General features: G+C 42.3%; 12 protein-coding genes and 1 pseudogene. 6 read left to right on the top strand and 7 right to left on the bottom strand.

All coding sequences use genetic code 11. From position 1 onward, the window contains the following. Positions 1 to 235 precede the first annotated feature (235 nt). Positions 236 to 679 carry a hypothetical protein gene (locus D368_RS15160; protein ID WP_017419322.1) on the bottom strand — a complete coding sequence of 148 codons (444 nt, stop codon included), beginning with the start codon at positions 677 to 679 and terminating at the stop codon, positions 236 to 238. A 377-nt stretch (positions 680 to 1,056) separates the two neighbouring features. On the opposite strand from D368_RS15160, the gene D368_RS15155 reads away from it, so the two are divergent. The 3 genes from D368_RS15155 to hpaB all read left to right on the top strand — a co-directional run bounded on the left by D368_RS15155 (position 1,057) and on the right by hpaB (position 5,325). After that, a complete protein-coding gene (locus D368_RS15155) occupies positions 1,057 to 3,231 on the top strand; it encodes a glycoside hydrolase domain-containing protein (protein ID WP_063174905.1) in 2,175 nt (724 codons plus the stop codon). Positions 3,232 to 3,303: 72 nt separating this feature from the next. Next, entirely contained in the window at positions 3,304 to 3,729 is a 426-nt protein-coding gene (locus D368_RS15150; RefSeq protein WP_128574948.1) for a hypothetical protein, read from the top strand. A 150-nt stretch (positions 3,730 to 3,879) separates the two neighbouring features. Continuing rightward, on the top strand, positions 3,880 to 5,325 hold the full coding sequence (hpaB, locus tag D368_RS15145; protein WP_015388754.1) for a 4-hydroxyphenylacetate 3-monooxygenase, oxygenase component: 1,446 nt from the start codon (positions 3,880 to 3,882) through the stop codon (positions 5,323 to 5,325). Positions 5,326 to 5,385: 60 nt separating this feature from the next. Here hpaB and D368_RS15140 read toward each other — a convergent pair. Further along, positions 5,386 to 5,622, bottom strand: a pseudogene (locus D368_RS15140) (DUF2651 family protein); the annotation flags it as partial. Between the two features lie 334 nt (positions 5,623 to 5,956). Here D368_RS15140 and glpT point away from each other — a divergent pair. Continuing rightward, positions 5,957 to 7,291 carry a glycerol-3-phosphate transporter gene (glpT, locus tag D368_RS15130; RefSeq protein WP_003156725.1) on the top strand — a complete coding sequence of 445 codons (1,335 nt, stop codon included), beginning with the start codon at positions 5,957 to 5,959 and terminating at the stop codon, positions 7,289 to 7,291. A 95-nt stretch (positions 7,292 to 7,386) separates the two neighbouring features. Next, the gene (locus D368_RS15125) at positions 7,387 to 8,274 is read left to right on the top strand and encodes a glycerophosphodiester phosphodiesterase (RefSeq protein ID WP_101562652.1); all 888 of its coding nucleotides are present in this window, start codon (positions 7,387 to 7,389) and stop codon (positions 8,272 to 8,274) included. Between the two features lie 182 nt (positions 8,275 to 8,456). Here the strand turns inward: D368_RS15125 and D368_RS15120 are convergent, their stop codons facing one another. The 5 genes from D368_RS15120 to aimA form a co-directional block, all read right to left on the bottom strand. After that, positions 8,457 to 8,705, bottom strand: a complete 249-nt coding sequence (locus D368_RS15120) for a DUF2651 family protein (protein WP_063174901.1) — start codon at positions 8,703 to 8,705, stop codon at positions 8,457 to 8,459. Between the two features lie 171 nt (positions 8,706 to 8,876). Beyond that, positions 8,877 to 9,974, bottom strand: a complete 1,098-nt coding sequence (locus D368_RS15115) for a hypothetical protein (protein WP_486129273.1) — start codon at positions 9,972 to 9,974, stop codon at positions 8,877 to 8,879. Between the two features lie 279 nt (positions 9,975 to 10,253). Continuing rightward, complete coding sequence (locus tag D368_RS15110; protein WP_486129272.1) at positions 10,254 to 10,778, bottom strand: hypothetical protein; 525 nt, start codon at positions 10,776 to 10,778, stop codon at positions 10,254 to 10,256. 296 nt (positions 10,779 to 11,074) lie between these two features. Then, a complete protein-coding gene (locus tag D368_RS20265; protein ID WP_267892126.1) occupies positions 11,075 to 11,200 on the bottom strand; it encodes a hypothetical protein in 126 nt (41 codons plus the stop codon). Next, positions 11,200 to 12,819, bottom strand: coding sequence for a glutamate/serine transporter AimA (gene aimA / locus D368_RS15105; RefSeq protein WP_128574947.1), 1,620 nt, complete (start codon positions 12,817 to 12,819; stop codon positions 11,200 to 11,202). The genes D368_RS20265 and aimA overlap by 1 nt, the downstream gene beginning before the upstream one ends. A 185-nt stretch (positions 12,820 to 13,004) precedes the next feature. On the opposite strand from aimA, the gene D368_RS15100 reads away from it, so the two are divergent. Then, positions 13,005 to 13,265 (top strand): hypothetical protein, encoded by a 261-nt coding sequence (locus D368_RS15100; protein ID WP_003156732.1) that lies wholly within the window; start codon positions 13,005 to 13,007, stop codon positions 13,263 to 13,265. Positions 13,266 to 13,284: the final 19 nt, after the last annotated feature.

Genomic DNA, 13,284 nt, shown 5'->3' with positions numbered 1-13,284 from the left:
CATTTTACACCGCGGCACGCCTTTTTTATATCAGAACATTTTCAAACAAATCAAAAGGACCCGGGATTGGCTTTTCATTGAAGCGATGTACCTTTCCGCATAATCCAGAATGATGCGGTGAATACAAACGTACGCCCGAAGAGACAGGTGGGGGCCCTCCTGGCGGTTGAGCTCCGGAAAAATAAAAAGCTGCCGCAGCTGCGGCAGCTAAAACATTATAAGCTGAAAATCAAAATTATGAAGCGAATACAATCCAACTCGCACTATAATTGACACGTTTTTTCGAACCTTGATTGACCATTTTAAATCTGTATGAATCTCCTTTTTTTAACGAAGGTGTTTCAAAATAAGTCGTTCCATTTTTCTTTGCATTGGCGGTTTTGATTGTTTTCCAGGCACCTTTGCCGTTGACTTGCTTTTGGACGTATATTTTATACGTGCCCTTCCCTTTACTGTTGGATTTAAAAGTCACGGCTCTCAAGCTGTACTTTTTTGTCGTCTTAGTGAATTTAGGGTGATACGTATTGATCACATAGTTAGTGAAATACCCGCTTTTATAAGTATGAAGCCAGTCTTTAGCCTCTGCTTTTTGCGGAGAAGAAAAACCCATAAAACCAATTCCGCTGATTAAAAGAGTAAAAATAATGATGAGCGACTTAAAAATCTTTTTGCTTTTCATCGAGAAAATCCTTCCTTCCTGTAACTATTTACCCTATTTATGTTAATGACAATATAGCTAATCATAAATCCGTCCAACTAACCATTTTGACTACAGGAAGAGGTATGAACAGCCCTGGAAATGACTATATGACTACTACTTATGATTCTTGTTATTTTTGATTAAGTGATAATGTTACTTTAAACCGCTATCCATTTTGCTGTTATTGTATCAATTGTGTCATAGAGAGATCTTTTCCTATCAATGCCTCTCTTTCGGCGTTTGTGCTGCGATTGTATGATGGGGCTGTCCTCGGACAAACTCCTGCACCCATGACAAACTGTCATACGTTTGCCACCTATGAATGAACGCACACTACACATAATGGAGGGATTGCAATGGACGAAATGGTCCTGGAAACACAACAATGGCTGAATGAGACGTACAAAGGCAGACACGGGTACAACAAGGTGCCGGAAAACGGAAAAACAGGCTGGGATACCATTTACGGTCTGACACGGGCGCTTCAAATTGAGCTTGGTATTTCAGAACCAGCCGATAACTTCGGACCGACGACACAAAGATTGTTTAAACCGCTGAAAAAGCAGGCTCCCGATTCTAAGCCGACAAACATGAATTACATTCTGCAGGGGGCGCTGTGGTGTAAAGGATTTAACCCGGGCGGATTTTCTGGCGTTTTCTATGAAAATACCGAAAGCGCTGTAAAAGAGTTTCAAAAAGCGGCCGGGCTCACTAAGCAAGACGGCATCGTCACGGCACTCATTATGAAGGCCTTGCTGGATATGAGCGCTTTTCGGTTAGTAGCGGGAGGCGACAAAAGAATCCGCCAAATCCAGCAGAACCTGAACCGGGATTACAATGACTACATCGGCTTGATGCCTTGTGACGGCTTATATGCCCGCGATACAAACAAGGCTCTCATTTATGCTCTGCAAAAAGAAGAAGGCATGAGCACAAGCGTCGCCAATGGATTTTTCGGGAACGGAACGACCAGCTTATGTCCTACCTTGACTCCCGGCGATTCACGGACAGGCTTTGTTTTGATTGTTCAATACGCGCTTTACTGTAATGGGAAATCATTTGACCCCGGTGAATTCGACGGAAAATACGGCGTCGGAGTTGTATCGGCAGTGAAAGCTTTCCAAGAATTTATGTGCCTGCCGCAGACAGGTTATGCGGACATGCCGACGATTAAAGCTTTATTATCAAGCTCAGGCGACACAACGCGGGCTGCTTCAGCTTGTGACACCGCTGCCATTTTGACGGCAGATACGGCTAAAACTTTGCGTGAGAATGGCTATAAGATCGTGGGAAGATATCTGACCGGGAATGTGCGGACGAGCAGCGGACTGACATCGAAAGCGTTAACGTCAAAAGAACTTTCCGCGATTTTCAATGCCGGCTTAAGCGTGTTTCCGATTTATCAGGACGGCGGCTATGAATCTTCTTATTTTGTAAAAGACCAAGGAACGAGAGATGCGTACAGCGCTGCATCAGCCGCCCGAAGATTAGGTTTTCCGTCAGGAACGACCATTTACTTTGCCGTCGATTTTGATGCGTATGATTATGAAGTCACGGATAAAATCATCCCTTACTTCCAAGAAATCAAGTCAGCTTTTATGAAAATGCAGGCGTTCTCAACTGCGCCGAAATATGAAATCGGGGTATACGGACCGAGAAACATTTGTATCCGGACGTCAGAAGCAGGTCTGACCAAATATAGCTTTACAGCTAACATGTCGACCGGATTCAGCGGCAACCTCGGATACCCGATGCCGAAAAACTGGGCTTTTGATCAATTTTATGAAGGAACGATCGGAAGCGGAGCGGGAAAAGTCGCCATTGACAAAGACGGTTACTCCGGAAAAGACTCGGGTGCAAGCAGCGTTCATCCGCCTTCTGATCCTGTGTATGATGCAAGACTGCGTACACTGACGGACATTTTAACAACCATTCCTGCTTTAGAAAATATATCGAATCTTGCGAATGCCATGTTTGAATTCGACAAGACAGAAACCATTTATACATCACCTGAAATGGATATTCTTTTATCCACTTCACTTTTGGCAACAGTGCCAAGCGAAGGTTCTCCCAACACAGTTACCATTACAAACGGCAAACCGGGAGCTTATATTACCGGTCTGATGGGAGATTCACAAGTCTCTTTTACAGCATCACAAATTGATTCCTATCAAAACCTGCTTAACAGTCTGAGCTTGTCAGTCCGCAACGGTTATTTAGAAGTGTATGTCAATCCGTCTGCGGGATCGCTGAATATTCAATTTAAAATTTATACACCTGATATTCCGGTCGGTGACAGTGCTACAACTGGACTAACAACTACCATTACATTTAAAATAAAACAAAAGAGCTTCAGATTGCCGGATTCCGAAGAAGTGTACTCTCCGGATTGGGATTCTGTCGTGAATACCATGGCTATTGCAGGCGCAGGAATTATTGTTATTGTAGGGATCGGTGCTTTAGTCGTTTTAGCACCTGAATTAGGAGGAGCTGCAGCCTTGTTCAGCACAGTTTTATCACTATTTCTATAATTGAACAGGCAGCTCCTTGCTCCAGGAATGCTCAATGAGTATTCTTGGAGTTATTTCTAAAGGAGGATTCGCATGAAGATTGATATGGAGACATACAAGGACACCGTTCAAAAAATAGAAAATGATTTGATTCCGCGAAGTCAAAATGACAAAGAACTGCTTACATATTTGATGAAACAAGATTCGCTCACACTGAATCAAATGAAAATGTGTTTCACTGAACCGCCCCTCACCTTCCGACATACTGTCAAAATCGTATGTACAGTCACATTCATCACGTTATATATCTTTTTTTTCAGCACTCATTTTAATGAATTGATTGAAATGGTTCTGCAAATGGTTTTTGGCCTGGCCGGCCTTGTTTGGATTTTTGCTGTATTTCCGTTTTCAAGGAAAATCCAAGTGTCTGACCGTTTCAGACAAAAATCTGAAAACACCCGTATCACCGGAATGATAGACTTTGTCCTCGAACAACGATACAAAGACATGATCAGTTAAAAACCCCTCTGCTTAAGGGGTTTTTTTATGATGCAATCCCTTCACCCCCCTATCAAAAAAAGGCTCTTCCCCTTTGGAAATAACCGGAACACCCAATTTCGTTTTCAATATAATGAGGTAGTGGATCTGCAAAGAAAGAAGGGCGACATGATGGGTATCATTAATGGCAAAATGTTCATTGACCGATTAAATCAGCTTGGAAATGAGATTTGGCTTGATGGTGAAAAGATCGAGGGACAGATTTCTGAACATCCCGCATTTAAGGGCCTTCTGGAAACGAAGCGCTCTCTTTATGATTTGCAAACGAAACCGGACATGAAAGATCAAATGACTTACAGTCTTCCCGGTAAAAAAGAACGGGCCGGGCTTTCATACCTGCAGCCGAAAACGAAAGAAGACGTAAAAAGAAGAAGAAACATGTTCGAACATTGGGCCAGACACACGCACGGAATGATGGGACGAAGCCCGGATTATATGAATACCGTGCTGATGAGCTTCGCCTCCTCTGCCGCGCTTTTGAAAGACCGCGATCATTGTTTTCCGGAACATGTTCAAGCGCTGTACGAACGCGCTGCCGCACAGGATCTTTCTTTTACGCACACGTTTATCACCCCTCAGGTGAATCGTTCACAAATGGGCGTAAACGTATCGCCGACACCTATCTCGGCAAAAGTCGTCGATAAAAATGAAAAAGGCCTCATCATACACGGCGCGCGGATTTTAGCCACACAAGGGGGCCTGACGGATGAAGTGCTCGTGGTTTCTCTGCCTAAGATGTATTTTGAATCGGATGAAGCGTTCGCTTTTTCAATCCCTTCCAATACAAAGGGAGTAAAATTCATCTGCAGGGAATCTTTCGTACTCGGAAAATCATCGTTTGATTATCCGCTCAGCTCAAGATATGAAGAAATGGATTCTATCGTTGTATTTGATCACGTTTTGGTCCCTTGGGAACGCGTATTTTTTTACAATAATTACGAGGCGGCTTTTGATTTTAATATGAAAAGCTCTTTTAACGCCTTCGCATTTCATCAAGTTATCACGAGACAAATTGTAAAGACGGAGTTTCTCCTTGGCCTCGCCCAAACGCTTGTCGATGCGATAGATGTAGGCGAATATCAGCATATTCAGGCTAAGATGGCTGAGATCATCACCGGTCTGGAAACGATGAAAGCCCTTTTGGAAAAGTCGGAGAATGATGCGGAAACAGACGAATGGGGTTATATGCGTCCGAGTGTCACTCCGCTTCGTGTGGTCAGCGCGATTTTCCCTGACATCTACCCGCGCTTCACGGAAATCATCCAGCTGATCGGGGCAAGCGGAATGGTGACTTTGCCGACTGAAAAAGCGTTCCGTTCCGACATCAGAGGAGACCTTGACCAATATTTGCAGGCGGCCGAATTGAACGCTGAAGACCGGGTAAAAGTGTTCCGCCTCGCATGGGATTTGACCATGAGCCCCTTTGGAACAAGGCAGACACAATATGAGCGGTACTTCTTCGGTGACCCCGTCCGCTTAGCCAGCCATCTGTACAGAAGCTATCCGAAAGAAGAACAGACCGCGGTCATCAAGGAATTCCTGCACATTCATAAATAAAACAAAGCAGAGATGTGTTCTCTGCTTTTGATAGCTGGATCGGCTGCCGCCGATCCTATTTTTATTTTGGCTGATCACCACCATCGTAATATGCGATAACGCGAAAGAGACGAGCGTGTACACGACGGCCCACCCGATAAACGAGAAATTCAATATGGTAAAGGTGCATATAAGGCAAACGGCCAAAGCGGCAGCCGGCATAATGAACGCGTTTTTAAACAGGTACGTTCCGGCGACTGACAGAATGATGATACAAAGCGGCAGAACACCGAACGCAAAATCCAATTCATCAATCAACAGATGCACTCCCTTCGCTTTTCTTAGTTCGGCCTAACACATCTTATGCCTGAGTACAAAATCGAGTACCTCAAATCTTTCGCGCTCCGGCTGATATTCCCTCCGGTTATTTATTCAAAAAAATGAAAACTTTCCTTAAAGCGTTTACATCCACGTCAGACTGTGGTAATTTAAGAAAGCGCTATCATATACAAGTTAATGATTTTTGGATGGAGATGAGGAGAACCAGGAAACCCCGCCCTTTCATAAGGGTGATTTCTGGTTCTTTTTGTCATTTTCAAGGAAAGGAGTCATACATACATCATGATAGACGTTCAGCAAAGGGGAGGATATGATGTTTCAATTGTTCAAGCCGGCTCCGCATATTGAGAGATTGGATGATTCAAAGACGGATGCGGCCTATAAACGGCTGAGGCTGCAGGTATTTTTGGGGATTTTCATCGGGTATGCCGGGTATTATTTACTTCGCAAAAACTTTGCCTTCGCTATTCCTTATTTTCAGGAACAAGGGTTTTCAAAAGGGGAACTTGGCTTGGTGCTTGCGGCCGTATCAATCGCTTACGGCTTCAGCAAATTTATTATGGGGATGGTGTCTGACCGCTGCAACCCGAGGTATTTCCTTGCGACAGGTCTGTTTTTGTCAGGTGTCGTCAACATTTTATTTGTTTCCATGCCATGGGTCACGTCAAGCGTGACGATTATGTTCATTTTTATGTTTATTAACGGATGGTTTCAAGGAATGGGCTGGCCGCCTTGCGGACGGACGATGGCTCATTGGTTTTCCATCAGTGAACGCGGAACGAAAATGTCGATATGGAATGTCGCCCATAACATAGGCGGAGGTATTCTCGCCCCGCTCGTGACTCTCGGCATCGCCATGTTTGTTACTTGGAAAAGCGTATTTTTCTTTCCGGCGATTATCGCCATCGTCATTTCATTTGTGATTGTTCTTCTCGTTCGGGACACGCCGCAATCCTGCGGGCTTCCGCCGATTGAAGAATACCGGAATGACTATCCGAAACATGCGTTCAAAGACCAGGAAAAAGAGATGACGACCAAAGAAATTCTTTTCAAATACGTGCTGAATAATAAATTTCTGTGGTATATCGCATTTGCCAATGTCTTTGTTTATTTCGTGCGTTACGGTGTCGTTGACTGGGCGCCGACTTATTTGACGGAAGCGAAAGGGTTCTCTCCTGAAGACTCCAGATGGTCTTATTTCCTTTATGAATATGCGGGAATTCCGGGAACGATTTTGTGCGGCTGGATCAGCGACCGATTTTTTAAAAGCCGCCGCGCACCGGCCGGCGTGCTGTTCATGGCCGGCGTATTTATCGCTGTATTGGTCTACTGGCTTAACCCTGCCGGTCATCCGCTCATCGATAATATCGCGCTGATCAGCATCGGATTCTTAATCTATGGGCCTGTCATGCTGATCGGACTTCAGGCCATTGACCTTGCGCCTAAAAAAGCGGCGGGAACGGCAGCCGGCTTAACCGGGTTCTTCGGCTACATCGGAGGCTCTGCTTTCGCCAACGCCATTATGGGTTATGTCGTAGACCGGTTTGACTGGAACGGCGGCTTTATCATGCTTATCTCCTCATGTGTGCTGTCCATCGTCTTCTTGGCTATGACGTGGAATACAGGCAAGCGGGCGGAGCATGTGTAAGAAAACAACATAAAAGATTAATATTTTTGCAGTACAGCATTTACAACGATTTTCTACACTAGAGACAGATATTGATTTTTAAGGGGGAAGAAAACATGCGGAAACATAAGTTGTTTGCTTTGGTATTGCTTTCACTCGGTTTATTGTCATTCATCGTCACGCCTGTATCGGCGGCGGGAAAAGGAAACCTCTTGTCTCCTGACAGAATTTTGACCATTGCCCATCGCGGTGCTTCGGGGTATGTCCCGGAGCACACGATCCTTTCTTATGAAACTGCGCAAAAAATGAAGGCTGACTATATTGAGCTGGATTTACAAATGACAAAAGACGGCAAGCTGATCGTCATGCATGATGAAAAGCTGGACCGCACCACAAACGGACAAGGCTGGGTGAAGGATCATACATTAGCCGAGATTCAAAAGCTCGACGCCGGTTCTTGGTTCAATAAGGCCTATCCGGAAAAAGCAAAACCGCAATACGCCGGACTTCGCGTTCCCACACTTGATGACGTGTTAAAACGGTTCGGCAGACATGCAAACTATTATATTGAAACAAAGGCGCCCGAAACATATCCGGGTATGGAAGAAAAACTGATCGCTTCACTGAAAAAATATAAATTGGCAGGAAAGCATGCGAAACTTGGACAAGTTATCATTCAGTCTTTCAGCAGGGACAGCCTTCTGAAAATCAAACAGCTCGATCCGAAACTTCCCGCCGTCCAATTGCTTGAAGCGGAACAGATGACGTCAATGACTGACGCAGATTTAACGGACATCAAAACATATGCCGTCGGAATCGGACCGGATTACAAAGCGCTGAACGCTCAAAATGTCCGAAACATTCGCAGCCACGGCCTTCTGCTTCATCCTTACACCGTGAACAGCGAGACGGACATGCGCCGTCTGCTGAATTGGGGCGTAACCGGTGTGTTTACCAACTATGCGGATATATTCCAAAAGGTTAAAAAAGAATACAAATCATAAAGCCAGCATGGGTTCGGGGATGATGCCGAACCCATGTTTTTTTGCCCGATAATGCAAACGCCATCATGGGTTATATAGCGGGCGGGGCATGTTATTATTAGGCTGAGATTCACCTTAATTGTAAAAAGGTATCACAGTAATGATGAATTACTTGTGATACCTTTTTAATCAAAGGAATATAATTATTTATTTCTATTATCTATTTTCTTTCTTATACTATTTGTAATATATGATAATATTAGTGATACTAAACCATAGACAACAACCCATCCCCAGAAAGATAGATTAAAAACAGTAAACATTAGTATGACAGAAACAACTATGCTGACAAGCGGCATTATATACACTTTTTTGAAAATATACGTGAATATAATCGATAAGACAATAATAGAAAGTGGTAAAATACCAAAAGCAATATCTAGCTCATCCATTATTATTCTCCTTTGTGAATTTAATTTCCCCTTAAGTATACTCACTCAGCTGTCTAGCCATTTATATCTAATCACTCCATACTTCTTTGTTTTTCTTAATCATAAAAAAGTCATATTCAGAAACATGGGTATTGTTAATAATTTTTTCAAGTCCTCTGATAGGAGTAGATTTTAATTTTTTCCGTTTTTATAAGAGTAAGAATTAATCACATATTTCCCGCCCTTGCTTATTTCTAACAAGAAAATTTCAGACTCGTCAAAATAAGTGAATTTTGCTTGGTTTTCAAATTTTGTTGACCTATGTAATGGGAGTTTTTTCTTCGGCTTCATACTTTTCAGATCGAAAGTATAAAGTATTGAATTAGCTGCCAAATGATATAAAGTGTCATTTTTTACAAAAAAGTTATTAGTGGAAAGAGGAATAGCCAGCTGAGAAATTTCATCAGGGATATGATAACTGCCTAAAGGATATGCACCTTTAAACTTATTATGCTTTAAATCAATTTTTGCTACTTTGAATTGTACTTTGTTTGATTTATCCGTTTGGTTATATAGTATAAAAAAGGCTGAGCTTTTTTTAACTATTATCTGTGAATAAACACTCCAATTTTCTTCATTTAATATAGGAATTGTTGTTCCTTTCCCTACTGTAACTTTATCTTTATCTATTTTAACATCCTGGAAAGTCGGTGTTTTGATTGAAGAATCTTCATTTATCACGTAAATATATTCACCGTCATTACCGGTACTTGTATAGAAACCCGGAATAATTTTTTCATGAAATCCATTGCTGTTACCCCATCTGATTAAGCTATTATAATGGTTTTTACCAACTTCTTGATTATTCAAAAAATAAAAGATATTTCCTTTTATTAAATGGCCCGATGACTGCCCATAACTTGTATGTACTTGATGTTGCATCGGGAATTTCTTAAAGCTATCGCCTATCATATATACTTCTTTTTTGTCCTGTCTAACTATGTTTTTTTCATCTTGTGCAATGGTTCCAACCTCAATAGCATCTCCTTTTACAGCTGTTGCTGCTCCTTTTTCATCAATATATACAGTGTAACTCCCATCTTTAGGGTAATCTATTGTTGCTGAATAATATATAGCTGCAATTTTATCATTCAAGAAATTCTTTTCTTTTTCTGTTTCAGTTTGTTTAACATCAGAAACTGAATTAGTATATTTAAATGTTCCGATACATATAAATATACCAATAAATACTATGACCCCAATTATAATAAGCCACTTAATCTTGTTCAAATATAATCTCACTCCTTAAAATAATATGACTCCCTAAATAAACTTAGGGAGTGAAAATAATTCATCAAAATGTTTTAATAGTTTTTGTATAATTGGAATCTCTGATGTCTCTTGGATAGACACCCAGACCTTTATCTTTATCCATATCTATACCAGCCTTTAGCTTAAAAGCTGACCATAATAGTTTTGAACAGTTTTTATCACCATAATGACTCGATTTTCTATTTGTTGCAAAATTATATGAATAACCATCCTTCCCAACCCTGCTGTAACCCCAATTTACTGAATTATTTTTTTAGAACTAGAAACTTTCACATTTTGAATTACAGCATTTTTTTCGACCTTACGTTTCGAGGAAGCTATTGCACGAACACCTTTTTTAGGGACCGATTCGACAATTTGATTTCCCTTATAGTACATACCGACATGTCCATGCGGAAGCCCAAAAGTAGATGCAGGTGTATAGTAAACATTACCTTTAGAGCTTGATCCTATAATTTTCGGCCCGCTATTCTTGCCCATTGTGCTCATTCTATTACTTTTATCTTCTTCTTTATCTAGCTTTTCTTGCTTCTTTAATTCAGTTTTAATTTCCTCTAAGATCTCATTAGATGTTTTATTATCTTGTTTAACTAGATCATTAACAGATTCAATTAATTCTTTTTTCGACAGATTCGGATTCATTTTCAATATGTAGTTTACTGTTTCTGAATTATACGAGTCTACAGCCTTAACACTCGTAAAACCTCCAAATACTAAGGGAGTAACGATGCATAATGTTGCAAAAAATTTTCGCATTTTCATACTTATTACCTCCAACTATTTATTTATTCTCCTATATTTTAATTGATTATACATTTATTGTAAACACGACTTACGTACTGTATTTTCTCTGCGGTTAATTATTTGTCTTGTCTCAAAAACTTTGACTTGGAGTAAAGGAAAACGGAGAAAGTTACGGAGAAGAAAGAAATATAAAAGATTAATAGTTGATAGTTGCCCAACATATCTTTTACATTCATTGTTTAATATGGGAGACAGTTATTGATAAGGCGGAGAAATCATGAGAAAAAAAGAATACTGGCCTTGGTTGCCTGTCGTTAGGCTTGCTCATTCATCGTCAGCCTGTATCGAGCCAGCATGGGTTCGGGGATGATGCCGAACCATGTTTTTTGCCCGATTAAAAAACCTTGCGGGAAATGTACCGCAAGGTTTGTATCAATCATTATTCTTTTCCGGCAGCGGCTTCCGCCTGTCCGCCTTTTAATTGGTCGTTGATTGCTTTGGCGTCTTTCAAATACTCAGTCTTGAATCCGCTCTTCAGCGCCCACGCATAGAAGGCAAGGGCAACGATTGCGATCAGCCCCATATCCCATCCGTACGGAATGATGTTCAGACCGCCGAATTTTTCACTTCCGAGCCATGAAATGACCATCATGCTGAGCAGATAGACAACCATCCAGACGCCGCCTTTAAAGTTTCTGCGGAATCCTTTCCACTTCGCTTTCGCTTGGTAGTAGAAATAAATCGGAAGGCCGATCAAAATGATAAACAGCACCTGCCCTGTTAACGGCCAGCGCGCCCAATACAGCACGAGAGACGCGAACACGAAGCCGAGCGGTGCAACCACGCTCAGGCCTTTCAGACGGAGAGGCCGGTACAAATCCGCCGCCGTCCGCCGCAGCGTCATCACCGTCACGGGACCCGTGATATAAGAAATCAGCGTCGCAACGGAAATGATTTCAGCAAGCACGCCCCATCCTCTGAATAAAAACAAAAAGATAAACGATACGATCAGATTGAAAATCATCGCTTGGCGCGGCACGCCGTACAGCGGATGAAGCTTTCCGAAAATGCTCGGCATATATTTATTTTTTTCCATGCCGTAAATCATGCGGGACGTCGTAGCGGTATAAGTGATACCCGTTCCTGACGGAGATACGAACGCGTCCGCATAAAGAATAATGACAAGCCAGTTGATATTCAATGCGATCGCCAAATCGGCAAATGGAGAGTTGAAGTTCAGGTGACTCCAGCCGTGAACGATCATGGAAGGTTCAACCGCCCCGATAAATGCGATTTGCAATAGGACGTAAATGACGGTTGCGACCAGCAGCGAACCGACAACCGCAATCGGAATCGATTTGCCGGGATTTTTTGCTTCGCCGGCCATGTTAATCGGGCTTTGAAACCCGTTAAACGCAAATACGATACCTGATGTGGCCACCGCCGTCAGCACGCTTGCCCAGCCGTTCGGCGCAATGCTTGAACCGGATGTGAAGTTTCCGCCGTGAAAACCGGTAAACAGCAGCGCTCCGATTGTCAGCCCCGGAATAATGATTTTAAATATGGTAATCAATGAATTCGCTTTTGAAAATAAGTTAACTGTCCAAAAATTCAGTAAAAAGTAAATAATCAGTAATACGGATGCGAAGCCGAGCCCCTCTCCCGTAAGTGTGCCGTTGTGAACGAGATTGCTTGTCCACTTTGCCCAGTCCCACGGCCATGAGCTCATATATTGAACAGACGCAACCGCCTCCACCGGAATAACGGAAACAATCGCAATCCAGTTTGCCCATCCTGCGATAAATCCAATAAATGATCCATGAGAATATTGAGTATATTTTACCATTCCCCCGGCTTCCGGGAACATTGAACCCAATTCACTGTAAGAAAGTGCGATAAACAAAATAACGATCATACCGATAATCCAGGAAATAATTGCGGCAGGTCCCGCAATCTGAGCCGCCCGCCACGCCCCGAATAACCAACCGGAGCCAATCATCGACCCAAGTCCGACCATCATGAGTGCAAACGTTCCCATTCTGCGATGTAATTGATTCATAAAGTTAACACCTTTCAATTAAAATATGACTCCAGCGCTATCATATATTTATAATATTATTCTGAAAATAGTTTTGTCAATCTTTATCGCATTAAAGCGGCAAGCCAAAATTAACCTTCCGATGTTTAAACAGCCGTTAAGCGGGAATAACTACTGCAAGCCAGAAATAGAAAGGAGTTTTTATCGTGAAACAAAAACTGCTCATTTCAGGACTTGCCGTGTCGACTGTCGGAGTGACTTCCTACCTGCTCAAAGATAAATCAAACCGCCAAAAGGTGATGAACTTTATCCGCAATATGAAAACATCGCTCTCCGGGAAGCAGGATATTGAATCATTCCCCGTCAACAAAGCAGGCAACCCGCATCCCGAAGATATTGAAGATAACAAAATGGTATCCGAAGGCTCCATGTACCCGGTTCAATATTATGATGACAAGAAGAAATAATCTGTTCCCGGGCTGCCCG

Source organism: Paenibacillus lentimorbus NRRL B-30488 (assembly GCF_000411595.1).
Taxonomy (GTDB): domain Bacteria; phylum Bacillota; class Bacilli; order Bacillales; family Bacillaceae; genus Bacillus; species Bacillus velezensis.
Note: the sequence above shows the minus strand (reverse complement) of the source record. Positions and strands in the feature narration are given on the sequence as shown.

Coding starts and splice junctions, on each gene's coding strand:
- D368_RS15150 (WP_128574948.1), top strand. CDS start 3,304: ATGAAGATTGATATGGAGACATACAAGGACACCGTTCAAAAAATAGAA.
- D368_RS15110 (WP_486129272.1), bottom strand. CDS start 10,778: ATGAAAATGCGAAAATTTTTTGCAACATTATGCATCGTTACTCCCTTA.
- glpT (WP_003156725.1), top strand. CDS start 5,957: ATGTTTCAATTGTTCAAGCCGGCTCCGCATATTGAGAGATTGGATGAT.
- aimA (WP_128574947.1), bottom strand. CDS start 12,819: ATGAATCAATTACATCGCAGAATGGGAACGTTTGCACTCATGATGGTC.
- D368_RS20265 (WP_267892126.1), bottom strand. CDS start 11,200: ATGATTGATACAAACCTTGCGGTACATTTCCCGCAAGGTTTTTTAATC.
- D368_RS15155 (WP_063174905.1), top strand. CDS start 1,057: ATGGACGAAATGGTCCTGGAAACACAACAATGGCTGAATGAGACGTAC.
- D368_RS15125 (WP_101562652.1), top strand. CDS start 7,387: ATGCGGAAACATAAGTTGTTTGCTTTGGTATTGCTTTCACTCGGTTTA.
- D368_RS15120 (WP_063174901.1), bottom strand. CDS start 8,705: ATGGATGAGCTAGATATTGCTTTTGGTATTTTACCACTTTCTATTATT.
- D368_RS15160 (WP_017419322.1), bottom strand. CDS start 679: ATGAAAAGCAAAAAGATTTTTAAGTCGCTCATCATTATTTTTACTCTT.
- hpaB (WP_015388754.1), top strand. CDS start 3,880: ATGGGTATCATTAATGGCAAAATGTTCATTGACCGATTAAATCAGCTT.